The organism is Maribacter sp. Asnod2-G09, assembly GCF_045063795.1.
In the GTDB taxonomy this organism is placed as follows: Bacteria; Bacteroidota; Bacteroidia; order Flavobacteriales; family Flavobacteriaceae; genus Maribacter.
The window spans coordinates 342367-368474 of record NZ_JBEFOA010000002.1 but is presented as its reverse complement, the minus strand read 5'-3'; the positions used below and the strand labels follow the sequence as shown (position 1 = coordinate 368474).

The window sequence follows — 26108 nt, the reverse complement described above, 5'->3', positions numbered from 1 at the left end:
GACCAAAATGACCAAACAATTAGGTACCCTCGTACTTATACTTTTTTGCTATTCTTTACATGCGCAAATTTCAGATAAATCATTTGTAGTAAAAGAAACAAGTGATAAAATTACCCCTGACGGAATTCTTGATGAGCCAAGCTGGGAAACTGCTGACCAAGCAAACGAGTTTTGGCAATATTTCCCCTTAGACACGGTACAGTCAAAAAAACAGACCGATATAAAGATGATGTATGATAACATCAATCTTTATGTAGGTATTACTGTATATACTGCTGGTAACGATTATTCCATTCAATCTTTAAAACGAGATTTTAGAGCTGGTAATAGTGACAATATCACTTTGCTTTTTGATACGTTCAACGATGGTAACAATGCCTTCCTTTTTGGTATTAACCCATATGGAGTTCGTCGTGAAGGTCTAGTTTCTGGTGGCGGACTAAATTTAAACGGATTTACCATTTCATGGGATGTAAAGTGGCGCGGAGATTCTAAAATTTATGATGGATACTACACTGCAGAAATGGTCATCCCCTTAACTGCCTTCAAATTTAAAGAAGGGGAAACCAAATGGCGTTTCAATAGCTATAGATTCGATACCCAATCTAACGAGAATAGTACTTGGATGAATATTCCGCAAAATCAAAATATATACGGACTCACCTTTATGGGTGATATGATTTTTGAAAAACCTTTAGGTAAATATCGTACTCCACTAGCTATAATTCCATACGTAAATCTAGGTTCCCAAAAAGACTTTGAGCTAAACGAGGGCAACACGAAAGTTAATGTCGGTGGCGATGCCAAAATTGCCATTGGCAATAGCATGAATTTAGATGTTACGGTAAATCCAGATTTCTCGCAAGTTGAAGTTGATAATCAGGTAACCAACCTAACGCGTTTTGAAGTTTCATTACCTGAAAAGAGGCAATTCTTTATTGATAACAGCGATTTATTTGGCAGTTTTGGTGGTGGTCGAGATGCAAATCCGTTTTTCTCTAGACGAATAGGTATCGCCAAAGATACCGCTGACAATTCTATCGAAAATAAAATTATTGGTGGTGTTCGTTTAAGTGGTAAAGTAAATAAAGGACTTAGACTAGGCTTTCTAAATCTACAGACTGCTGAAGATATAGATGAAAAGATAGCCTCCAATAATAATACAATGTTGGCATTACAACAAAATGTATTCGGGCGTTCTAACATTGGTATGTTCTTTATCAATAGACAATCATTTGAAGATTATGAATTTCAAGATCCTGATGACCGCTATAATAGGGTTGTAGGTATAGATTATAATTTAATTTCAGATAATAACATCTGGAACGGTAAATTCTACTTACATAAATCTTTTGCCCACAATGCCGGGAAAGCAAATCTTTCTTCGGGTGCATTTATGCAGTATAATTCAAGAAACTGGAACTTTTTTGAAGATGTAGTCTATATTGGTGAAGATTTCAGGTCTGACCTTGGCTTTATTCGTAGAACAGATATTTTTAAATCGGCAACAATGATCGAACGTGTTTTCTGGCCAGAAGATAGCGCCTTGCAAAGCCATAGTTTTCAGTTCTTCCCGGTTATGACGTGGAGCCCCGAAAATGATTTTCTTCATACAGATTATGATTTAATGGGTGCTTGGGAATCGAAATTTAACGACCAATCAGAAATTAATGTTTCTTATACGCATTCATATACCTATCTTTTTGATGAATTTGACCCAACCGATTTAGACGATGCTATTCCCCTACCCAATGAAGTTGGCTATCATTACAACTATGTTTCATTAGAATATCAATCTGATAGCAGAAAGCGATTTGCATATTCTATATCACCTACCATGGGTAGCTTTTTCAATGGTGATAGATTCTCGGTAGGTGCAGAAATGTACTTGAGGTTTCAACCAAAGGTATTTTTATCGTTAGCAATGAACTATGACAAAATATCGCTACCAGAACCGTATTCAAGTACCGATATTTGGCTTATTAGTCCTAAAATAGACGTTACTTTTAGTAAATCTATTTTTTGGTCAACGCTGGTTCAGTATAGTAATCAAAGAGATAATTTAGGTTTTAATTCTAGACTACAATGGCGTTTTGCTCCTTTGTCTGACCTGTTTATCGTTTATAACGATAATTACTTTGTCAACTCTTTCGAACCAAAATATAGATCGATCAATCTTAAACTTACCTACTGGTTAAATATCTAATATGAAGTATAAAATTTTGTGTTCAGATTTAGATGGCACGCTACTTTCAACAAAAAGTGATGTTTCGCTAAATGCTATCGAACAAATACGTAAAATCAAAAATGAAACCAAAATCATACTTGTTTCTGCCAGAATGCCCAGTGCCATGTGGTATATACAAGAAGACCTAGGTATTACAGACCAACCCATCATTTGCTATAATGGGGCGTTGGTTTTATCAGATAATAAAGAACTTAATTCGGTATTTATCCCTATTGATATTTTAAAGACGATTTACGAGTTAAGTGCGGAACTAGAAGCTGATTTAGGACTATACTATAGTAATGAATGGTATGTACCTAAAACCTCTTTACGAGTAGAAAAAGAAATCAAATACACAAAATCTAACCCTGTATTTCAAGATACCAAGCAAACATTACAAAATTGGAAAGAGCGTAAAATCGGTGCTCACAAAATCATGTTGATGTGCACAAAAACAAGTGCAGATATATTGATGCCAATTCTACAAGAAAAACTCGGAGAAGCTCTTAATCTGTATCGTTCTAATGATACCCTTATCGAAATTGCCCCAAAATCTGTATCGAAGCTTTCTGCAATTAAACTACTCATGGATCAGCATGAAGCACTAACAGATATCATTGCCTTTGGTGATAACTATAATGATATTGAAATGCTTGAAAATGTAGGTTGCGGTGTTGCCGTAGCTAACGCTAGAGATGAAGTTAAAGCGATTTCTAATTATATTACATTAGAGAATACAGCAGACGGAGTAGCACATTACATAGCCAATAACTTGGTTAATTAACTATATTTGAAACTAGCAACTTACCATACTATTTATGCTATATCTTTTTGCACAACCCTTAATTACAAACGATACCGTAGTATTCGGATTATTGGCACTTTGCCTAGGTTTCATCTTTTACACCTCAAGTTTAAAAACAGGATTTTGGAGTAAATTCTACTCTATTGTACCAGCAGTACTGATGTGTTACCTGTTACCAGCGATATTGACCAGTACGGGTATTGTCTCTGATGAAATTTCAAATTTATATTTTATGGCAAGTAGGTATTTACTACCAGCAGCACTTGTTCTTATGACGTTAAGTATAGATATAAAAGCAATTTCCAATTTAGGCTCTAAAGCCATTATTATGTTTTTAACGGGTAGCGCAGGTATCATTATCGGGGGACCAATTGCTATTCTTATCGTTTCTATTTTCTCTCCGGATACTGTTGGTGGAAATGATTTTGATGCCATTTGGAGGGGGTTATCCACTATCGCAGGTAGTTGGATCGGTGGTGGTGCCAATCAAGCTGCGATGTTAGAAATTTTTCAATACAATCCTGAAAAATATGGCGGAATGGTATTGATCGATATTGTGGTTGCCAATGTGTGGATGGCTATTGTTCTTTTAGGTGTTGGTAAGACCAAACAGATTGACAAATGGTTAAAGGCGGATACTTCTGCTATTGAAACCTTGAAAATAAAAGTGACGGAGTTTACAGAGAAAATTACTCGTGTACCTACTCTAAACGATTACATAATCATGCTATCGTTAGCCTTTACAGCTGTTGGTGTAGCTCATTTTTTCGGAGACAATATCAGTTCCTTTCTTACCAATAATTTTGAATCTGTAAGCGACCAAAAAAGTTTTCTTTCGTTCTTAGGCTCTGCTTTCTTTTGGATGGTGGTTATTGCCACCGGTTTAGGAATAGCGCTTTCATTTACCAAAGCAAAAAATTACGAAGGTGCAGGGGCCAGTAAAATTGGTAGCGTGTTTATTTATATATTGGTAGCTACCATCGGTATGAAAATGGATTTAAACAAAGTGCTTGAAAATCCAGGATTAATCGCTGTTGGTTTTATTTGGATTGCCATTCATGCCGGATTAATGATATTAGTCGCAAAACTCATAAGAGCTCCCTATTTCTTTTTAGCGGTAGGCAGTCAAGCGAATGTTGGCGGTGCCGCATCTGCACCTGTAGTTGCAGCTGAATTTCACCCGTCATTAACTTCTGTAGGTGTTTTGCTTGCAGTTTTAGGGTATGTTGTAGGTACCGGTGGTGCATTACTTTGTGCCTATTTAATGGAGGTTGCCTCCTCACTATAGACATTCATATTTAATAACAAAATAAAGGTTGGCGTTCTTTATTATCAAATTTTATAGATATTTGCGCCCTAAATAATAAGAATGAAGAAAATACTATTCGTTATTACCGCACTATTGGCATTAAGCTCATGTGGCGATAACCCAGAAGAGACAATGATTGTAAATGGTAAAATAAAAGGTCTTAAAAAAGGGACTCTTTATTTACAACATGTACCTGACTCGGTTCTAATCACGGTTGATTCGGTTGCTATAAACGGAGATGGAAACTTTTCTTTTAAGACCAAATTAATGAGTCCCGAAATATTCTATTTATACCTAGATAAAAAGGATAACAACGATATTAATGACCGTATTACATTCTTTGCTGAACCAGGTACCATTACGATAAATACAGATTGGAATACATTTGATACTACAGCAAAAATTACAGGTTCTGATTCTCAAGAAAAGCTGAAAGAATACAAACAGACCATGAGCGGTATCAATAAAAGAAATGTTGAAATTATGATGAATGCTGCCCAACCAGATGGCGAATTAAGCCAGTTAAGTATAGATTCTTTAGCGAATATCAGCAATAGAAATACACAAAGAGGATATGCATTCGCAATTAACTTTGCGCTAAATAACAAATCGTCGTTTGTAGCGCCGTACATCGCATTAAAAGAAATACCTGATGCCAATGTCAAATACTTAGATTCTATTTACCAAGTGCTATCGCCAGAGGTTGCAGAATCAAAATATGGTAAAGAGCTAGCTACACTTTTAAAGAAATAAGTACAACTCCATATGTACCAAATAAAAAAGCATCCTAATATTTTAGGATGCTTTTTTATTTTCAGGAAGAGGTAAACTATACCAACTTGTTAAGGTCATCTACCAATTTAGTTGCTTTAGTTTCCAAATCTTTTCTTACTTCTTTGAAATGTGCTTTCTTGTTCTCAACATCATTTTGGTTGATTTTAGCAACCAACTCATCAAAAGATGAAATTGCCTCATCTATAATGGCAGAACCTTCTTTTGAATGCGTAGTACCATTAGTAGCCTCAACTATATAAACACCTTCTATAATGTCACCAAGAACATTATTAATATCTTTCTTTAAATTTTTAATACTTGCCATCTCTAATTATTTTTTTGCAAAAATACAATTTTTGAACTGCCGTACAGTTAATTAGACCTTAAATAGTAACTTCTAATAGTTTAGCACCACTAGATTGTAAAGAAATCTTCTGTGTAGAAGCTGGCAATAATGCCGTTTCGCCACTTTTTATTGAAACTTCGCCTTCAGCAGTGCTGATTTTAGCTTCGCCACCAACACACATAAATATGGTAAATGAATCTCTTTGTGTAGTGTCTAAATCTAAATTCTCTGTTAGCTCAATGAAGTTGGTTTTAAAGTATGGGCAATCTACCATTGTATTTACCTCATTCTTTTCATGACCGTAAGAAACTTTGAAATCATCTTTCTTTTCATAATCTACAGCATCTAAAGCTAGTTCTGTATGTAATTCACGAAGGTTACCATCTTTATCTTTTCTATTAAAATCGAAAACGCGATACGTTACGTCAGATGTTTGTTGAATTTCTGCCAACATTACCCCTGCTCCAATAGCATGAATTTTACCTGTATTAATGAAGAAAGTATCTCCTTCTTTAACTTCCTCATAATTAAGAAGATCAAGCAAGGTATCATTATCAATACTTTCAGCATATTCTTCTTTGCTAACATCTTTGTTAAAGCCAACAATTAGTTCTGCTTTAGGATCTGCATCCATAATATACCACATCTCAGTCTTACCAAAAGAATCATGACGCTCTTTTGCCAAGGCATCATTTGGGTGCAGTTGAATAGACAAATCTTGTTTGGCATCGATAAACTTTATAAGAATCGGAAATTCTTTTCCGAAGCGTTCTACAACACTTTTACCCAAAAGCTCTTCTGCATTCGAGTCTATAAGATCTTGAAGTGACTTACCTGCTAAGCTGCCATTGGCAACAACAGAGATATCACCTTTAACGGTAGACAACTCCCAACTTTCGCCAGTAATATCGCTCTCTATAGGCTTACCAAAAACTTCTTTAAGCTTAGTACCACCCCAAAGTCTTTCTTTTAAAATTGGTCTAAATTTCAAAGGATGTATCATTGTATATCTTATTTTGTTGGTCAATTAATTCAGGTTTATAACGATAATTAAGGATTTTTCTTACATTTTGATGTTTGAATTATCCAGAGAACGTTACAAAATTTCTAGGCGTTTCATAAAGCACCACTTCTAAATCGTGTGATTTTTGAATATGTGGTCTTAACTTCTGCCAAATTATTACTGAAATATTTTCGGCTGTTGGGTTTAAAACTTTAAACTCTTCTACCTCAATATTTAAATTTTTATGGTCTAAATAGTCTTCAATCTCTACTTTGACCAGATCTTTTAACACCTTCATATCCATTACAAAGCCGGTTTCGGAATCTATCTCTCCTGTAACGCTTACAACAAGCTCATAATTGTGACCGTGGAAATTTGGGTTGTTACATTTTCCGAAAATTTCGGTGTTTTTGCTGTCATCCCAATCTTTTCTATATAAACGATGGGCTGCATTAAAATGTGCCTTTCTACTTACTTTTACTTTCATTATTTCGCTGGCATTTTAAATAAGTGTTCGTAAAATTTATCAAAGATAATCTTAAACCAAGCTGTGTATTCTTTAGGATTATTAGCGATATCTTCTTTTATAGCTTCAGGAGACATCCATTTCCACGCCTCTACCTCTTCAGGATTAATGTTTGGTTCAGCCACATAACTACCTATCATTACATGATCTAGTTCATGTTCGGTTAAACCATTATCGAAAGGAGCCTTATAAATGAAGGAAAATAATTCTTTTAATTCTGCTTGAAATCCCATTTCTTCTTGAAGTCTACGTTTACCTGCTTCAATATTAGTTTCACCTACACGCTGATGACTACAACAGGTGTTTGTCCATAATAATGGCGAATGATATTTAGATGCCGCTCGTTGTTGCAGCATAATTTCACCGTTGTTATTTGTAATAAACACCGAAAATGCCCTATGTAAAACTGCCTTTTCATGGGCTTCCATCTTAGCCATAGTGCCTATTTGCTCGTTATTTTCGTTTACGAGAATTACCTGTTCTTCCTTCATTAGGTAAAAATAAGGCGTTTTAGGTATTTTACGTAACGATGAATATATAAAAAGAAAAATCTAGAAGAAACGAGGAGATTTTAAGTTGTTCTTGGTCATAATGAAATCGTATCTGAAAATTATTTCAAATGATCCATCATTGAAAGCAGTATTACCAAGGTCTGTAGTTTCCTTATCATAAGCTAAACCAATTAAGAACTTATTAGATACATTGAAACCTGCCATACCACTAAATGCGGCATCCCATCTGTAGGCAGCTCCTAAAATAAACTTTTCGTTAAACATAAAGTTTGCCGATAAATCTACCTGTAACGGGGCACCTTGTACCACCTTTGTCAATAATGCCGGTTTGAATTTCACTGACTCGTTCAAATCCCAAACATAACCAGTTATTAAATAAAGGTTCATTTGTTCTTTAGCCGTAGAAAGGTTGGTTTCTTGAAAATGTGATGTTTCTAAAATTCGAGGTACCGATAAGCCTGCATAGAATCTTTCGGTATGATAATAAACACCAGCTCCAATATTAGGTGAAAGTCTATTATCGATATCTTGTTGTAAGGTTGGATCTGTTGTATACTGGTTTAATTCTGAAAACCTAACATCTAATAAATTAGCGCTGGCTTTCAACCCAAAACTTAATCTACCCTCGGTAGATGTCCATACCGTATATGAGAAATCAATATCAAAATTTGTTTCTGAAGTGGGACCAATTTCGTCATTAACTATCGACAAGCCTAGACCTACACCTCTATACCCAATGGGTGAATGCACATTTATAGTTTGCGTAGTTGGCGCACCATCTAAACCTACCCATTGAGAACGATGCAAGGCACCCATACTAATATGCCCTCTAGAACCCGCGTATGCAGGGTTTACACTTATAGTATTATACATGTACTGTGTATACTGTGCATCTTGTTGCCCATAAGAAAATACTCCAAAACAAATTGCCACCATTGCGACAGCTCGTTTTAGAAAATTCTTTTTAAGTATGGTTATATAGGTGTTCAACATTCTTATTATCTATTTATATATATGTAACCAGACAGGGTTTCTGAATCTCCGTTCGGCATTTCATATTCTAGAATATAGAAATATGTACCTACTGGTAGTTTACTGTCCATATCAACGGTTACTCGACCTTCAGACGTTCCGTCAAATACGTTACCCTCTGTATCATATGCCTTCGTCATATATACCGCTACACCCCATCTGTTATAGATTTTCAATGTATTGTTAGGGTAATTCTGTAGACCGTCTATTCTTAGAACATCATGAATGCCATCACCGTTAGGTGTAATAACGTTGAAAACTTCAATTTCTTCTTCTAGCTGACCTAAATCTGAATCTAAGTAGTTCGGTATACCATCATCGTCAGAATCATCATCAGCATAATTTCCGTTAAGGTTGATGTCTTCATCTCTTGTTTGTATACCATCATCGTCATCATCGGTATCTCTATAATCAGATTCTTCATCACTATCTGTATTTGGCAATTGTGCGTAAGGATCATCAATTTCATCGTTGACATCCGTATCAACCGAAATTGCACCTTCATAGCCATCATCTAGACCGTCATTATCTTTATCTGAACCAATACTAACAACATCAGCAATACCATCGTGATCATAATCATGAGCTTCAATAGCATCTAGTACATTATCGTTATCACTATCCTCATCTAAATAATCAGGTAGGTTATCTCCGTCTGTATCCACAGGGAATAATCCAGTTAAACCATTAGCTTCATACGCATCATCTAAACCGTTGGTATTCGCATCGATCCCAGAAGGTGGAATATAATCCGCCGTCGCTTGAGCTTCAACATTATCTGGTATACCATCTCCGTCAGCATCAATATCTAAATAATCTGGGAAGCCGTCACCATCAGAATCTGTTGGATCAGTAGAAGGGTCATTATCCCCATCTAAATTTAAATCTTCAAAACTATCAACGATACCATCATCATCACTATCCATATCAACACCCAATGGGTTAATAAGAATTGTTATGGTTGATGTACTACAATTACCCGCTGTATCACAAACCGTATAATCAAATGCATCTGTTCCTAAATAATTATTATTCGGGAAATATGTCGGTATATCATCCGATGGGTCATTAGGTGTACCATTATCATCAACAGTTACAGAACCATTAGTTGGTTGCGTTACGCTAAATGTACCATCTGTAGGTAAATCGTTATCATTTAATTGCCATGTATCTATTGCGGTGATTGCATTGATATCAATTGCTATAGAATCATCATTAGTATCTAAAATTGGTAATACTTCTATAGTTACCGTTGCCGTACTACAATCTCCGTAAGCATTACAAATGGTATAATCAAAAGTGTCAGTACCATTGAAATCTACATCTGGAGTATAGGTTACTATATCGTCCATAGGATTGTTCGGCGTACCACCATCATCAATAGTTACCGAGCCATTTGCAGGATCTGTAGTTGTTAAAGCACCTACATCCGGTAAATCGGCATCATTACCATAAATATCTATAATTACTGGTACTTCTTCATCTGTAGTTACTAAATCATCTTCTAAATCTGCTGCTTCAGGCAAACACACCACCGTAAAATTTGGTAGACTAAACGTATTACCTGCTTTTGTTACCAGTGCAGTATATTTTACCACTGCATCGGTAGCAATGACCATGGGACTTAATTGATCACCTGGTAATGGCGGACTCCAACTTACCGAAGCTGTGCTTGGTACGTTAGAAGTAATATCCATAGTTACTTCATTGTCTGGATTATTACAATCTGTTACAATAAAATACCCTGTTGCATTAGAGCCACATAAGGTACCGTCATAGGTTGCAAAGTAAATACCCGGTTGGGTTACTTCGTAAAAAGAATCTGTACCAAGTACGGTTGCCGTATCTGAAGCTTCATACCAACGAAAGTTATTTTGATCACTATCCGTAGGTGCCTGCAGTAAGAACTGGGCGTTAGATACCAACACCCCCAGTATCGTTGTAACGATACTGAGAAATATGGTTTTATATATATGCGTTTTTTTCAAATCGATTTGGGATCTATGCTTAATTAAGCTAATTATTTGGCTACGAATACTACATTAATCAATGTATTATAATCCGTTGGTGCAGCAATAACATCATAAGTCATTTCACCTAAGGCATCAACTCTTACGTTAGCAAAAACAGAATCATCAAAATAAGTAACGTAGTAATATAATTCAGTATTAGCATACGTTGGTATAGCTGCTGGTGCTCCTGTACTAACTACTGAAGGCGTACCATATTGAGATAAGTATTCTGCATGTAAATCTATTTTTCTATCAGTACCTGTTGTTGCCACATCTACCTCTATAGAAGGCGGATAGAAAATATCAGGTCTTGTATTGGCAATCAAATAGGGATCAGCTGATGTACCTGAACCAGTAACACTAATATCAGTGTCTGGCGCAGCTTCTACAATCGTTTCTGCACCGTTTGCTGTTGGTACAGATAAGTTATAATTAATACCAGTTGGAGTCACTGTTACAGAACCATCTGTTGACGTTATTGTCTGTATTTCGTTATTCGAATTGTTATCATTATCTGCAATCGAAACTGTACCACCACCATTAGATAATATTACATTGGTTCCAGACCTACTTATTGTCTGAAGTTCGTTCGATGCATTTGAATCGGCATCACGAATGTCTATCGTTGTATTTGTACCGTCGTTAATCTGAATCTCAACGCTCTCATTTGCAGTTACTACTGCACTTGTTAAGTTCTGGTCATCTGTATCAACGGTTGCATCTGGTACATCGATCGTAAAGTTCGGGTATGTTCCGCCTACTGTTACATTTCCATTGCCACCATCTGCTATTGCTACCGTCTGGTCAGGCGCCGTATTGGTTACCGCAAAATCATCTCCTACCTGGTTTACACTTATTCCTGTCCCTGCAGATACCGTCTGATCCTCATTGTTCGGATCGCTATCCGCATCGCGTATGTCAATGGTAGTATTACCACCATCAACCAAATCTACTCTTACTGTTTCATTCGGACTTAAAACTACACTACTTATCGTTTGTGAATCTGTATTTACGTATGAGCTTAAATCTATTATTCCAGATGCCTCACCATTTACCGTACTTACTAATTCATTACTACCATTTAATGTTAATGAATTACTATTAATAATATCAACTCCCGTTCCCGTAACACCGTCTACCGTTGTAGTCAATGTATTTACGGTACTTGTGTTAGAAACTGTTGTTGCTGGAATTAAAGAACTTGGAGCTATATACTCCCAGTCTGTTCCATTCCATTGTATTAAATCACCCATATTGCCGCCAGCTGCCAATTTACCTAAGGTAACTGCATCATCTGACAAATCTGTAGTTTCTACTGCTCCCGGAGCTATCTCATTCGTTGTAATTCCATCATCTGAAACTGCCAACCTTAATGGGTCACCTGTAGAACCTGCTCCAGATAAAGTCAATGTTCCATTTGAAGAACCAACTACTTCGTTACCAATTATTCCGTCATTTTCTGTTACTGTTACCGAACCTAAATCTATTAGAATCCAATCAGTTCCGTCCCACTGCATTACTTGACCAGTAGCAGTACCATTTGCTAACTTTTCCAATGCAACTGCATCATTTGCTAAGTCTGAAGTTTCAACTGCACCTGCCGCTATTTTATCCGTGGTAACTGCATCGGCAGCTAATTCCGTATTGCCTACTGCGCCAGCTGTTATCTCCAAGGTAACATCTCCTAATAACGCATTGGTGTCTCCACCTACAGTTAAATCTCCAGAGGTAATATCGCCATCACCTGTGATTGCTGTTCCATCTACTTCTAATGCACCTGTTGTTGCATTCTGAACTAATCCCGTTCCTGCTACATCCGCATTTATTGTCGCTGCATTTACTGCATCATTTGCTATATCGGCAGCTGTTCCATCTACTTCTAATGCACCTGTTGTTGCATTCTGAACTAATCCCGTTCCTGCTACATCCGCATTTATTGTCGCTGCATTTACTGCATCATTTGCTATATCGGCAGCTACTATCGTACCATCTAAAATTTCTGTAGTGGTGATCGCATTATCTCCCATCTTCACATTAGTAATTGCGTCATCCGCAATAGTAAGAGTTACATCATTTAATGTTGAATTTGCTCCTCCTGTAACATCGATATCAGTTGATATAATACTTCCGTCACCAATTATATCAGTAGGATCTACGGTTATAGTATATTCCGTATTATTTCCTGTTTCTAAAGGTGTAACGTCTATTCCTGTCCCTTCTACAACTGTTGTAGTAAGTTCACTAGATGTAATAATACCGTCTAATTCTTCTAATGCAGATTGTACATCATTTGCGGTGATGTTTCCTGCAGGGGTAACCTCAACTTCACCTGCAATTTGATTATCAGTAACCATTGTCCAGTTTGAACCATCATATACATACAACTCATTTGTTGCAGTATCTAAATAAGTTACTCCCGGATTATCATTTACCGGAGCCGCCGTTGGAGCACCTGCACCACTTGTAGTTAGTTCATTGGTAGGATCAATGTCTAAATCCAAAGCATTATTTGCTGCTAAATCTGCTATTGCCTCTTCTACTGTTGTTTCATTAATCCTATCGCCATCTACATCTAATGGCGTAGTTAAAAATACTTCCGTACCCTCTTGATTATCGGTATTTACCAACGCAGCTATATCCGCTAAAGGAACAGATACAATAGCCCCCTCAGAATCTATAATATCCAATGTACCATTTACACTATTTACTGTAAAAGTTACATTCGTAGTATTTGTATCAACTACATCAGCTATATCAGCTAAACGAATAGATACCGTACTTAAATCACTATCGGTCAAAATTAGGTTTACTCCATCTTCTGTTAACGAAGCATTGGTAGTGTTATCATCCGTAGACGTTAACTCCCAAGTGGTTCCATTCCAATAGTAAATAGTTCCTGTATCTGTATTTACATACAGATCTCCTAAATCTGCACCTGCTGGAGTTGTAACCCCTGGCGCTGATACATCGGTACCCTGCAATACTTCGCAATTACATTGATCTTCTAGAGTCACAGTTGTTTGTGCCATAGAGATACCTGATATTAGTAAAGTAAATAACACCATTATAAATTTTATGGTATTACCTAGGGTTTTATTAGCTTGACTCTTCATACTTTTAATATTCAATTCCACCTTCAATAATTCGTTGGTCATATAGGATTTTCAAAATGTGCTTTCCAAAAATTTACTCGACATTAAATTCGACAAGATGGATCTATGGTATTCACAATGCACAAATATTGATTATAAGCAGTGCACCCTAAAATAATTGTTGTGTAATGCATTATTAACACCATATACCATCATAAATATGAGGTTTAGGTATGTTTCTTTTTTAATAAAATGGGTGGTTGTTCGTCGAAGATGGACTGTTATTAGGGCAGTTTTTGTCACTATAAAATTTCAAAATATGTAAAATTTTAGAGAAAAAAAGCATTTACTATTAGTTGAAAACTTATTATTATTTATAAGTATATTCCTACATATAAATAATATTTAACATACTTATTTCAAGATTTTATGTATATAAATAGTTGTTTTTAATTTGCCTTTATACGATATGTAATTCGCCTATTTGTAATTACGGTTCTAGCTTTTACAAAAAGTAAAGCTGCATTTGAAACTATTTCCGCGCATATATTACTGGAATTAGAAGCGAGTAATCTATATGAATATCCTTCTTTTAGTTTTGATACATTCAAAACCGTCAGAGTTGAAGTTTCAGTGCCTGAATACTCTGAGTTATTTTCCAGATTAGTATAATTTAAACCGTCTATACTCACTTGCCATTTATAGGTATCTGCATTATTAACAGTTGAAATAAAAATTGCATCTTCTCCTATATATACAGTTTGATTTTGTGGTTGATCAGTAACAACTGGAGTTGCCGTAACTTGTAAAAAATCATAATCGCCATTACCATCACCATCTGCTGGTGTAGGATAAGAAGCCGCAGTTACAGAACCGTCTAGATTTACATTTGGAGTTCCGGAACCATATATGCCATTATTATCAGAATCTGCAGAGGTGTTTGCATATGCTTCATCTGCATCATTACAACCATCGCCATCACTATCATCGTCAAGATGATTCGGTAAAGCATCGCCATCTAAATTACCAGTTCTACATGCCGTAACACCAAAAGCAATATCGTCTATTATAGAATATATTTGCGATGAATCATTTATTTGACCATACACATAAAAACGAAATGAATACGTGGTAATCGCATCTAGATAAACCGCATTGGCACCTAAATGTTGAAAAGATGCATAAGAACTACCGTTATCGGTATGTAAAACATCGGTTGATAAAGTGGTCCAAACATTTGAACCTACTTTTGTAAAAGCTGTGGCAGAATAGTAAGAATCACCCTGATTAGGTCTATACCAGCCAGAGCGAATTTCATTTAACCGCAACGATGCAACATCTGAAGTAGTTGTAAATGATACCTCAACATAATCTCCTTTTTGAACTGCTTCTTCTTTAGTTTGCGAGGTAAAAGATTCTATTCTTATATTACTGCCGGATATTGAAAAATTAGATCCGTTCATAATCAATGTATTAGTGTCACTTAATACCCAATCATTAATTTTTGTATCATAATTTGTATCCATTTGCAGATTTCCGGATGGATTATTCAAAGTCCAAGCAAATTCGTTGGTGACATTATCTATGGATTCTTCGCAATCTGATACGCCATCATTATCATCATCTACATCGCAACCATCTGGCACACCATCATTATCGCTATCTATTGCATCATCAAAATATGGACATTTGTCATTTGCATTATTCACGCCATCTCCATCATCATCACACAAGTCTGAGGTAACCGTATAATCTCTTGCACTACCTTTTCCTTGCCCTCCACTTACAGCGGTATGTACACCATTGGCATCAACAGCTCCCGAAATACTGCCATTTCCGTTTAAATCTGAAAAATCTAAGCTATCATTTCCTTCCAAGGCATCAAAACATCCATCACCATCACTGTCCAAATCAAAAATATCTTCAGTACCGTCTCCATCTAAATCTCCGCAACCGGTATTTAACATTACGTTATCCACAAATAATAGATCGTGATTATTTACCGGTGAAGACCCATCAAAACTTAAAGTAACCGTGTTTGAAGTTGGTGTAAAAGAGAAACTTCTAGATGACATATTTAAGGTCTCATTACCATCTACGGCATTACCTCCATTAGTTACCACTATCTGTGTAGCTGTTTCTGTAAAATATACTACTCCGTCTATCTTTACTTCAAGAGTTGATTCTCCCGAATAATCTGCAAAAGCACCAACATCAAAAATTATGGTATTTAAAATATTTGGAGATACATTAATTGTTTGATAAAAAGTTGCCGTACCTGCACCATTCCATTGGGCATAATAAGCCCGATTAGCATTTTTGTTCCAATTTTGTCCTGAGCCAGTCCATCCTGAACTAAATATCCAATCAGTAAAATTACCATTTGTAACTAGAGAGATTGCTTCATCACATTCATCAACATCTAAAATACCATCATTATCATTATCAAGGTCACATACATCGTTTATACCATCGCCATCGGTATCTATTCCTGTTGGGTCTGTACATGGTTCAAAAATTCTAACCGTTGCAGTATCGCTCTTACCTAAAGAAGGACAAAGTGAATCTGTTGAATCGGTAATAGTGTAGTCAAAAGTAGTCTCACCCGGAAAAGGAGTTGCACCGCTATATGTATATGTTACGAGTCCGTTCTCTGCATCATAAACTACTACCGAACCTACTGAAGGTTGTGTGACATTTTCTATAGAGAAATTTTCACCATCTGGTTCAGAATCGTTTGTAAATAATTGAACTTGCACAGAAACAGAATTTCCGTAAGCGACCTGTACCTCATCATCTGCTGCTATAGGTGCATTCGGATTTTCTATTAATTCGGCATCAGTAGTGGTTAACGTATAATGGTTTGTACCTGCAATTGTACTAGGTTGTGCAATGGCAGTAGCAATTAATCTTGAGTAGCCGTTTGGATCAGAAGAATCATAAAAATTTGGATAATGCACTTCTATAATGTAAGTCTCGCCTTCTCCCAAGGGTAAACCGAAATGTACTTCTTCTGGCTGTTGTGTACCATGACCATATACTCCATTTACCTGTCTCAAACCACTAACAATATTACCAGAGCAGTCTCTAATTAAAACATTTGTACCAATTGCTACCCTACCCAAGAAACCTCCTGTAGAGCCATTGGCACCCCTATCTTCAGTAACATCTATAAGTAGGTGGTTATTTCTATTTGCCGCTGGTAAATTATTAATATATAGTTGATTGCTATTATTATTTATATTGATATAAATATCTAAATCACCATCATCATCAACATCTACCATGGTAGTACCCTCACCATCTCTACCTGAATTAAATTGCTGAGCGTCTAGTGAAAAGTTCATTGCCGAACCACTACCTATTACCCCCGGAGCTGGTGTAGGACTGTTCAATTGATTGATATATAAATAACTTCTGCTATTACCTACCAGAATAATATCTATATCACCATCATTATCTATATCTCCGCCTGCTAGAGCATCTATTCTAGCGCCTGAACTGCCATTGTTTAAATTACCAGGTTGTGGTAAACCCGGAAAAGAGCCGGCACCTAAAGCGGTAAATATTCCGCCACCATCATTTCTATGAATTTGAGTTTGACCATTTTCCGTCCATACAGCATCTAAATCACCATCATTATCCAAATCCCAAAGTCCGTTACCACCTTTATTGTTATTTGCTGCCTGACCTAAATCTGCACCATTAGAAAAATTACCACCTTGATTTAAGAAAAAATCATTTTCATCTCGCTTACGCATAAATATATCGACCCAACCATCATCATTTACATCGGCAGCGGTACCATAATCACCATCTGTCGCAAACTGATTTAAGCCGAACTGTGTAACACCACTACCATTACCTGTGGTAATATGTGTAAACAATACATTTGGAGCAGGATTTGAAACTGTATGCGTAGTATGATCAATAAAATTATTTCTCAATAATTCTATACCCATATCATGATTATCAAAAAAGATATCTAAATCACCATCTCCTTCAAAATCAAAAAAACCAACACCTTCAGAATTTACACCTGGTACTACTATAGTAGCACCAGACCTACCTATAGTTATAGGCGCAGATCCGCCAATACCATTACCAAAAGTACCATCTGTATTTTGAATGAATATTTGAATTGCTTTTCTAGCATTATTATTACCCGAAGAATTGATTATAAAATCTGGTCTACTATCATTATTAATATCGCCCCAAACCGCCTGCCGCTCTGCCCAATCACCCAACATACCAGGCACTAAAATAGGTTGTACATTGGTAAACGTATTGTTACCATTATTGCGCATTAAAAAACTTTTTACATTTTGGCTATTGTTATTTTCTAGTACGAGAACATCGAGATCACCATCATTATCAAAATCTGACCATGCGTGACCACCATCTTTAGGTTGACCCAAATCGAGACCATAAGAAGCTGCACTTTCAGTAAAAGTCGTTTGTGCTTGTAAAGCTATATTCGAGAAAAAGACTAAAGTAACTAAGCCTAAATAGCGCAATTTTATCCTCTTGAAGAGAGAAACCCCCATTGAAAAATATTTACACTGCCAATATGGGGGAAGTATTTAGCATGATTTGATATTATAAAATTCAGCTAATAAGGTGAAGTCAAAAAATTAATGTTGCCAATGGTCTTCACAACAAGGTAAACAATTGATAAACTGTTGCCTGAGCTGTTAACCCCAATAAAACACAGGGTTTACAAAGATTTTTTGTAAGAATTTACTTTCGAATTTTAATTACTTTTTATACGATATGTAATATTTCTGTTGGTAATTACCGTATAAGCCCGAATGATAATTTCTGGTGAGAACTCAGAAGTTGAGTTACTTCTTGTACCAGTTGTTGTTATTAAATCGCCAACTGCAGTACCTGAAGGTAGCGGAAAAATAAATTTATATTTATTAGTGTTATCGGCATTACCATCAACATCTGCATAAGAACTAGTAGTAGCATCTTGATCATCGCCACTACCCTCTATTGCTGTGCCTATATAAGTTTGACCTTCTCCATAGTCTTGCGTAAGACCTAATTGATTGTCGCCTAAGGTAGCTGTACCTTCATTTACATCTGTAAAGAATACTTCTACAATTGTACCAGGTGATGCCCAACCGGTAACAACCAAGTTGGTACCTGAAATAAATGCTGAATTAATAGCAGGAAAATTTTCTAAATTATTCGGACCAGAATCTGAATCTGAAGTATCATTTAATGTTACACCGTCCATATCTAAATCGATACCCAAACTTGGTGTTACCGTTCCATTTGCATAAATGGAGTTTTGACTAATTAAATTTGAAGTACCATCAACAATTGCAATACCTGCTCCACCATTTTGATAAATAACATTATTAGAAATAGATGAACCATCACTTTCTATTTTAATTGCCATTTGTTGAGGATTTCCTTGACAATTGCCTCCATCTTGACCTGAAGTTGTCAATGAATTCTCTGTTATTATAACACCACTCACTTTATCCTCAGCATCAATTGCTGTAGAAGCAGATGCTTCAATTAAATTTTGTCGAATGACTATACCTGAACCATCCTCCAATAAAATAGCATCATCACATGGTGAGCTACCATTATTTACAAAATGATTATTCTGAATTAAACTTGAACTACCACCATCTACTAATACCGCTGATTCTAAAATTGTTGCAAGATAATTTCCGTTAACGTTAATTTGCCCATCTTTATTTTCAACTCCGACATCTATATCTCCCGAGTTATTACCTAGAGCATTTACACCAATTAAATTTTGAGTTACCTCTAATGAACCATCTTCTGCAACTATAGCTGAAGACTTATCTGAAAAAATAGCTAAATTTCTTATTACTACATTATCGCCTTCATTTATGAATACATCGCCATCTTCGCGGTGAACCTGAATTTCGGGTCTTTCATAAGTTGGTAATATTGTACTAGAAATACCTACAGCATTACCGCCTGAACCAACTAGACCAGTATTTGTATCTCCAGAATATGCCGTTTGAGTTCTACCATCTATACTAGTGTTCGTACCTGTTATTACAGAAAGTGGAACGTTTTTTGAAATTTCAATATCAAAATAGCCGTTGGCAAAATTTGCATCAGCTGTTCTGCCTAAAATGTCTCCTGTAGGTGGAATCATAAATATCGAAGTATCGTAACCTGCAACTGGATCAAAAATTGAATTTGCTTCTATATCTAATCCTACTTCTCCAATAGTATTTGAATTAACAATGAATTGAGCCAAAGAACCTTGCCCATAATCATTCGTATTGACAATTGTATTAAAATTGAATCCGAAGTTTATACCAACGACACCATTACCCTGCACCTCTACATTTGAAATACTTTGAGCGTTATTTATTACACCTAGCGATACATCTTGTGTTCTAGTCGGATCCGCTCCACCTACTTCATTTGTAATATCAAGAATACTACCTGAATTAGTTTCTGTTCTATATGTCTGAACTGGATAACATGACGAACAACCAGCACCATTATCTCTAGTTGATCGTATCGTAGAGCTAACTACTTTGATAAAATAATCGCCATCTGCCATACCACCAAATGAATAATTGCCGTTAGCCTCTGTATTTTTTCTTTGGATGAATGTTCCTGAAGCTTCAAAAAGCTCTACAACAGCACCTGAAATACCTATACCTCCAGAAACTAACTGATCTCTTCCTGCCCCGCCAGGATAGTTGACATCTTCAAATACACGACCGGCAATCAGGTTAGATGGTACTTTTAATATCACAGCCGCCGAAATAACAAAATCTTGACCTACATCCACATTAGCTGTTACTTCACTATCTGCAGGTTGAATAAAAGTCGACATATCATACGTATCTAAATCTAAACCGTATGTACTAGCATTATTATAAACTGGAGCTACTGTATTATCATAAATTGTAGAATTATAAGAGTTATTACCTGTTTGACCTCCATCTCCTGTCAGTACAAAATTCTGATTACGTTGATTGGTAATAGATAGTTCTTCAGGATTCGTTGAGCCTGAACTTGAACCATTAAGATCTGGATCACCTTCCCATGATAAGAACGAAGCTTTTGCTCCAGTACCAGAGATAGCATAAAATGAATCTAAAGTAAATGAATTTCCATCATTACTAAGTCCATCAAAACCTTGATATAAGTTAATATTTACAGCAGGTAAAGAACGATCTTCGTAAAATACCATTAATGCCCAACCTCCTAAAACCGTACTCGTACTACAATATTCTCCAGTATTATTTATAGTAAGCCCGCTAAAATCAAAAACATTACTAGACAAATTGGTTACTCCTTGAACTATAGAAGTTACATCACTTACATATCCAAAAAAGTTTCTGTTACCCAATGAAGTTTGATATAAAAAATTAGCGGAAACACTTTGACCTTCAAAAGTTACATCTGCATCACGTACCGTACTAGAATGTGACCAATAAAGGTATGCTCTTTCTACGGTAGCTGTTCCAGGAACAGGAGAAACTAAACTATTGGAAGATGATGTAGTAACAGCACATGGATTACCGCCATTAGGACTTGTACGCATTGTACCACCCGTGGTAGAATAGTCATAATACCCATCAAATTCTTGAAAAAGGCTTAAAGGGTCATTCGCTAAAATTTGAGAGTTAATAGTCCCCTTTCCAGTATCGTTATAATTTACAACAGCGTATTGAGCAGTTGCACCTGTAAACACAATATCGAAATCTTCTGCAAATTCAGGCACTCCATCATTTGCTATGGGTACTGAAATCGTTTGAACGTTATTAAGTTCTCCTGTAAAAGTCAATGTTCCTGCTGTTGTGGTATAATCACTACCAGCAAGTGCTAAACCATCTACAGTTTCAAAATCTACCGTAAAAGGCGCTTCAACAAAACCGAAAAAGAATATATTTCTGCCGTGAGCTGCCCTAGTGGACCTAACTGTAAAAACGGCATTACCAACATCTTCATCTATAGTGATATCTTCTATTACAATAATAGGACCATCTGGAAAACAATTTATTTCTGCCTCCCAACCAGCACCAGTATTACTGCCATTAGAAACAAATCTAAATGTTAAACAACCAGAAGCTGCTGATGAATTTATTGAAGTAGGTACATTGGCACTATCATATTGACCTATTAATGCTGCTCCAGTAGAATTACCATCATAAATATATAACAAGTCACCAGAAACAATTTCAAAACTTGTAAAATTGACATTTAAATAGGTATCTGCAGTATCAGGACATATTGTATAAGTTACATCTTGATTATTACCGTAATTAGAAAGTCCGCCTGGATCAAAGAATGTATCACTACAGGTAGTAGCACTACCACCATCTGTCATAATAAGGGCATCGTCATCTATTATCGTACCTGTTGCCGTATCAGTAATATCTACCTGAGGATCGGATACCAGCGTAAATTCTAACGTGAAGTTTTCAGGATTCTCTATTGTCCCATCATTCAAAATAGGAACTGTTACAGTTTCCGAATCTCCCGTTGTTCCGTTAAAATTTAAAATACCTGAAGTAGACGTATAATCACTTCCATCAAAAGCAGAACCATTTACCGTTTGATAATTTACCGTAAAAGGAGTTGTAGCATTTGTACCCGTATGCCGTACCGTAAAAGTGGCATTACCGCCATCTTCATCTACAGTTACATCATCTACTTCAATTACTGGTATTGGTGCAGGAAAAGTTGCTGAAATTTGAAAATTATCGATAAATGCATAATCATTATTATTCCAATTGTTTCCTGCTTTCACAAACCTCACTGTGGTTGTCGCTGAAATATACCCAGAGATATCTTGACTAAAAGTTCCTGAATTGTTATTTCCAGTTATAGTCCCAATTGTATTATAAGAAGCTCCACCATTATTCGAGACTTGAATTGCTAAAAACCTATTACTAAGACTAGATGTTTGCCATGTAAAACTTAAATTAGCAATGCTTGCTCCATTTAAATTGGCAGATCTACGTATGGTCTCTGACCATATGTAATAAAATTCTAATCGATTACTACTGATTCGAATGTATTGACTGTTAGGTCCATTATCCGAATCTCCGGTCTCTAACCAATTGGTAGAAAAGTTAGCAATACCGTTGTTATTTGAATAAGATACATTACTAAAATTGTCACGATAAGTTTCTTGCGCATAGAAACTTGTGCCATATAATATAAACAGTAAATAATAAATATGCTTTAATCTCATAATTAATTCAATGGGGATATTGAGTTGTCGAAAAATCAATAATCAATATCATCAGTAAAAATAACTATGTAATTAAGGTGTGCCTAAAATTTGTTGTGAAGTGAAGCTAATAGCAAGTGAATAAGGTTAATAGTGCTGTCATTGATTTAATTAAATTAAAATATACGATAAAAATTAAGCTGTAGTTTATCGATAACAGTACATTTTATATAATCTCAAAAGAGCTATCAATAGACAGTTAAAATATAAATTTAATACTTATAAAAAGTCGTAACACATTAAAAAGCGACCAATTACTTGGTCGCTTTTTAATGTGTAATTATTATTTTGTTATTCTAAAATAATAAACTCTGATCTTCTATTAATATCATGTTTAGTTGCCGAACATTTAACACCATCTGAACACTCATTTAGTAATTTAGTCTCGCCAAAACCTTCACTTACCAATCTGTCTTTAGATATGCCTTTTTTAATCATATAATTTACAGTTGACTCAGCTCGTTTTTGAGATAACCAAAGATTGTAAGCTGCAGGTCCTCTACTATCTGTATGAGAATTAACCTTTAATTTCAAACTTGGGTATTTCTCCATAGCAGCAATTACCTTTTCAATCTCTACTTCTGAAACCTTTTTAATATCATATTTATCAAAATCGAAATATATAGTGCTTAACTGAAGAAGTTTCGCTAAATCATCACCAAACCCAGCGGTAACATTATCTCTTTCAAGATAAAAATCAATAATTTTTGGTTTCCCATCAGATACGCCAATATACTCTTCAAAAGGTACATAACGTTCCATCAAAGCTCTGACAAAATTTCCTTTATTACAATCTAATTCCAAATTATAGTTTCCATCAGAATCTGTAATCGTAGCTAATACCTCTTCGTTATTCTCGTCGATAACCTTAATAGTTGCTCCAACTAAAACTTCATTAGAAATTTTATCTCTTACTGTACCGTTAATTTTTTGAATACAGTCAAATTCTAAAGGTCTTGTTTCTGTAAAACTATAAATATCATCATAACCCATTCCCCCTTCACGATTTGAGGCAACATAGCCAGTTCTTAACTCCTCATCGAAAATAAAAGTAAAATCATCACTATTACTATTTACAGGTTTTCCTATATTTAAAACCTTACCTGAGAAATCTTGTCTTTTTATTTTAGTTGCAAAAACATCTAAACCACCTAGACCCGGATGTCCATCTGAGGAAAAATACAATACCTCTTCGCTTGTAATGTAAGGAAAAGTCTCCCTTGCTTCTGTATTGATATTTGAACCTAAATTTTGAGGTGTACCAAATGAACGATCTTCATTAATAGAAACCATAAATAAATCTGATTCTCCTAACGTACCAGGCATATCTGAGACAAAATATAGCGTTTTTTCATCAGGACTCAAAGCAGGGTTTGCAACAGAATAAGAGTCACTATTAAAAGGTAGCTCTTCAACTTCTCCCCAAATACCCTCAACTGTTAATACAGCTCTTAAAACTTTTAACCTAACAATGCCTTTATCATCTTTTACGGTTTTCCTTTTTACAGAGTTATTTCGTGTAAAATACATTGTCTGACCATCTTTCGTAACTACAGAAGTAGATTCGTGATAGCGAGTATTTACATTTTCGCCTAATTTTTTTACATGATCTATAGATGAACTATCTGCATTTACTTCATATAAATCTAAAAAATCTTTTGCATTCCAAGTATGACGATATCTAGCAAAATTACCTGTATCTCTATCAGAAGAAAATATTAATCCCTCTTTATAAAATGAAGGAGCGAAATCTGAATATGGTGAATTATATTCGAAAGGACCTAAATTATATCTACTAGAATTTTCCTCAATTTCTGACATAAAATCTCGGTCTTCATTAAATGCAGTAGCCCGACCATCACTTTTGGTGATTTCCATAAATTTATTCATGACATCACTCGAAGCATTGTAATCGCCTAAAGTTTTAAGCGACTGAGCATACTTAAAATAGTCTTCTGCAGTAACTTCTGCCGAATAATCTGTTACGAGTTGTTTGTACGTCTCAGCAGCTTCTTTGTAATCGGCATTATAATAGTATGAATTACCCAATTTTCTAAGTAAATCTGCAGATACATAACCCTTATCTAAGACCTTTTTATAAATATCTATTGCCGGACTAAAAGAATACGAATCGAAGTTCTCATTTCCTTTTTGAATTAGTCGTTCTTGAGCTTCAGTTAATCCGTGGAAGAACATCAAGAATACTAAAATAAATTTTAAATTATGTTTCATATATAAGTTTGCCATTTAGAAAAAACGAGGTGAAACCAATCTTTGAAATGATTTTACCAATTCATATCTTAAGAGAACTTCAAATGATCCGTCGTTAAACTGAGTACCTCCTAAATCCGTTGTTTCTCTATCATATGCTAGACCAATCATTAATTGATCTGAAATTTGAAAGCCAGCCATTGCACTTACTGCGGCATCCCATCTGTATGCTGCACCAAAAGTAAATTTCTCATTGAACATAAAGTTTGCAGAAAAATCAACCTGTAGTGGCGCTCCACCAACCACTTTTGTAAGTAAAGCAGGTTTAAATTTTAAATTTCCATTTAAATCAAAAACGTATCCTGTTATTAAATAAAAATTAATTCTTTCTTTAGACAAAAACTGAACACTGTTAGCATCTCTTTGAGAATTATCAAAATGTTCCGTTTGAAACAAGTTTGGCGCGGAAAGTCCAGCATAAAAGGCATTAGAATGATAATAAAGACCAACACCAACATTTGGTGAAAATCTATTTTCAATATTTTCAGAATCTACAGGTTCCGAATCAAAATTACGGAGCTGGTTAAAATCTAAATTTAACAAGTTACCCCCTGCTTTTAATCCGAAGGACAATTTACCCTCTGCCGATACATCTATTGTATAAGAAATAACAGCATCGAAGTAAGTTTCTTGAACAACGCCGTTTCCTATCTCATCATTTACAATCGATACACCATAACCAAGCTTACTATTTCTAATAGGAGATTGAATATTTAATGTTTGTGTCTTTGGCGCTCCTTCCAAACCTACCCATTGCGAACGATATAAGCCTGTTATACTTAACTGACCTCTAGAGCCTGCGTATGCAGGGTTAACGCTCATTGTATTGAACATATACTGAGTATACTGCGCATCTTGCTGGGCAACGGCACTACTAAACATTAGCAACAAACCTCCGAACAGGATTAAAAACTTATTTTTAATATTCATATTTTATAAACTA

General features: G+C 35.6%; 15 protein-coding genes. 4 read left to right on the top strand and 11 right to left on the bottom strand.

What is annotated here, in order from left to right:
- Positions 1 to 7: 7 nt before the first annotated feature.
- From ACJJVT_RS01600 to ACJJVT_RS01585, 4 genes are all read left to right on the top strand, one after another.
- A complete protein-coding gene (locus tag ACJJVT_RS01600; protein ID WP_405395884.1) occupies positions 8 to 2206 on the top strand; it encodes a DUF5916 domain-containing protein in 2199 nt (732 codons plus the stop codon).
- Position 2207: 1 nt separating this feature from the next.
- A complete protein-coding gene (locus ACJJVT_RS01595) occupies positions 2208 to 3011 on the top strand; it encodes a Cof-type HAD-IIB family hydrolase (protein ID WP_405395881.1) in 804 nt (267 codons plus the stop codon).
- Between the two features lie 34 nt (positions 3012 to 3045).
- Positions 3046 to 4320: a DUF819 domain-containing protein gene (locus ACJJVT_RS01590; RefSeq protein ID WP_405395879.1), complete on the top strand. Its 1275-nt coding sequence runs from the start codon at positions 3046 to 3048 to the stop codon at positions 4318 to 4320.
- An 81-nt stretch (positions 4321 to 4401) separates the two neighbouring features.
- Complete coding sequence (locus ACJJVT_RS01585) at positions 4402 to 5094, top strand: DUF4369 domain-containing protein (RefSeq protein ID WP_405395876.1); 693 nt, start codon at positions 4402 to 4404, stop codon at positions 5092 to 5094.
- Between the two features lie 76 nt (positions 5095 to 5170).
- Here ACJJVT_RS01585 and ACJJVT_RS01580 read toward each other — a convergent pair whose 3' ends face one another.
- The 11 genes from ACJJVT_RS01580 to ACJJVT_RS01530 all read right to left on the bottom strand — a co-directional run bounded on the left by ACJJVT_RS01580 (position 5171) and on the right by ACJJVT_RS01530 (position 26095).
- The gene (locus tag ACJJVT_RS01580; RefSeq protein ID WP_133673519.1) at positions 5171 to 5440 is read right to left on the bottom strand and encodes a hypothetical protein; all 270 of its coding nucleotides are present in this window, start codon (positions 5438 to 5440) and stop codon (positions 5171 to 5173) included.
- Between the two features lie 58 nt (positions 5441 to 5498).
- Positions 5499 to 6461, bottom strand: coding sequence for a type I phosphomannose isomerase catalytic subunit (locus ACJJVT_RS01575; protein WP_405396637.1), 963 nt, complete (start codon positions 6459 to 6461; stop codon positions 5499 to 5501).
- A gap of 82 nt (positions 6462 to 6543) precedes the next feature.
- On the bottom strand, positions 6544 to 6951 hold the full coding sequence (locus ACJJVT_RS01570) for a 6-pyruvoyl trahydropterin synthase family protein (protein ID WP_405395872.1): 408 nt from the start codon (positions 6949 to 6951) through the stop codon (positions 6544 to 6546).
- Complete coding sequence (gene idi / locus ACJJVT_RS01565; protein ID WP_405395870.1) at positions 6951 to 7481, bottom strand: isopentenyl-diphosphate Delta-isomerase; 531 nt, start codon at positions 7479 to 7481, stop codon at positions 6951 to 6953. The genes ACJJVT_RS01570 and idi overlap by 1 nt, the downstream gene beginning before the upstream one ends.
- Positions 7482 to 7541: 60 nt before the next feature.
- Entirely contained in the window at positions 7542 to 8438 is an 897-nt protein-coding gene (locus tag ACJJVT_RS01560) for a type IX secretion system membrane protein PorP/SprF (protein ID WP_405396635.1), read from the bottom strand.
- Between the two features lie 62 nt (positions 8439 to 8500).
- The gene (locus ACJJVT_RS01555) at positions 8501 to 10522 is read right to left on the bottom strand and encodes a gliding motility-associated C-terminal domain-containing protein (protein ID WP_405395869.1); all 2022 of its coding nucleotides are present in this window, start codon (positions 10520 to 10522) and stop codon (positions 8501 to 8503) included.
- 32 nt (positions 10523 to 10554) lie between these two features.
- The gene (locus ACJJVT_RS01550; protein ID WP_405395866.1) at positions 10555 to 13701 is read right to left on the bottom strand and encodes a beta strand repeat-containing protein; all 3147 of its coding nucleotides are present in this window, start codon (positions 13699 to 13701) and stop codon (positions 10555 to 10557) included.
- Between the two features lie 386 nt (positions 13702 to 14087).
- Positions 14088 to 18185, bottom strand: a complete 4098-nt coding sequence (locus ACJJVT_RS01545; RefSeq protein WP_405395864.1) for an FG-GAP-like repeat-containing protein — start codon at positions 18183 to 18185, stop codon at positions 14088 to 14090.
- A 206-nt stretch (positions 18186 to 18391) separates the two neighbouring features.
- Positions 18392 to 22855: a Calx-beta domain-containing protein gene (locus tag ACJJVT_RS01540; RefSeq protein WP_405395862.1), complete on the bottom strand. Its 4464-nt coding sequence runs from the start codon at positions 22853 to 22855 to the stop codon at positions 18392 to 18394.
- A 330-nt stretch (positions 22856 to 23185) separates the two neighbouring features.
- Complete coding sequence (locus tag ACJJVT_RS01535; protein WP_405395860.1) at positions 23186 to 25126, bottom strand: OmpA family protein; 1941 nt, start codon at positions 25124 to 25126, stop codon at positions 23186 to 23188.
- 15 nt (positions 25127 to 25141) lie between these two features.
- A complete protein-coding gene (locus tag ACJJVT_RS01530) occupies positions 25142 to 26095 on the bottom strand; it encodes a type IX secretion system membrane protein PorP/SprF (protein WP_405395858.1) in 954 nt (317 codons plus the stop codon).
- Positions 26096 to 26108 lie beyond the last annotated feature (13 nt).

Bases quoted from the DNA above. Each gene is read 5' to 3' on its own strand.
- ACJJVT_RS01600 (WP_405395884.1), top strand. From the start codon at position 8: ATGACCAAACAATTAGGTACCCTCGTACTTATACTTTTTTGCTATTCT.
- ACJJVT_RS01595 (WP_405395881.1), top strand. From the start codon at position 2,208: ATGAAGTATAAAATTTTGTGTTCAGATTTAGATGGCACGCTACTTTCA.
- ACJJVT_RS01590 (WP_405395879.1), top strand. From the start codon at position 3,046: ATGCTATATCTTTTTGCACAACCCTTAATTACAAACGATACCGTAGTA.
- ACJJVT_RS01585 (WP_405395876.1), top strand. From the start codon at position 4,402: ATGAAGAAAATACTATTCGTTATTACCGCACTATTGGCATTAAGCTCA.
- ACJJVT_RS01580 (WP_133673519.1), bottom strand. From the start codon at position 5,440: ATGGCAAGTATTAAAAATTTAAAGAAAGATATTAATAATGTTCTTGGT.
- ACJJVT_RS01570 (WP_405395872.1), bottom strand. From the start codon at position 6,951: ATGAAAGTAAAAGTAAGTAGAAAGGCACATTTTAATGCAGCCCATCGT.
- idi (WP_405395870.1), bottom strand. From the start codon at position 7,481: ATGAAGGAAGAACAGGTAATTCTCGTAAACGAAAATAACGAGCAAATA.
- ACJJVT_RS01560 (WP_405396635.1), bottom strand. From the start codon at position 8,438: ATGGTGGCAATTTGTTTTGGAGTATTTTCTTATGGGCAACAAGATGCA.
- ACJJVT_RS01550 (WP_405395866.1), bottom strand. From the start codon at position 13,701: ATGACCAACGAATTATTGAAGGTGGAATTGAATATTAAAAGTATGAAG.
- ACJJVT_RS01545 (WP_405395864.1), bottom strand. From the start codon at position 18,185: ATGGGGGTTTCTCTCTTCAAGAGGATAAAATTGCGCTATTTAGGCTTA.
- ACJJVT_RS01540 (WP_405395862.1), bottom strand. From the start codon at position 22,855: ATGAGATTAAAGCATATTTATTATTTACTGTTTATATTATATGGCACA.
- ACJJVT_RS01535 (WP_405395860.1), bottom strand. From the start codon at position 25,126: ATGAAACATAATTTAAAATTTATTTTAGTATTCTTGATGTTCTTCCAC.
- ACJJVT_RS01530 (WP_405395858.1), bottom strand. From the start codon at position 26,095: ATGAATATTAAAAATAAGTTTTTAATCCTGTTCGGAGGTTTGTTGCTA.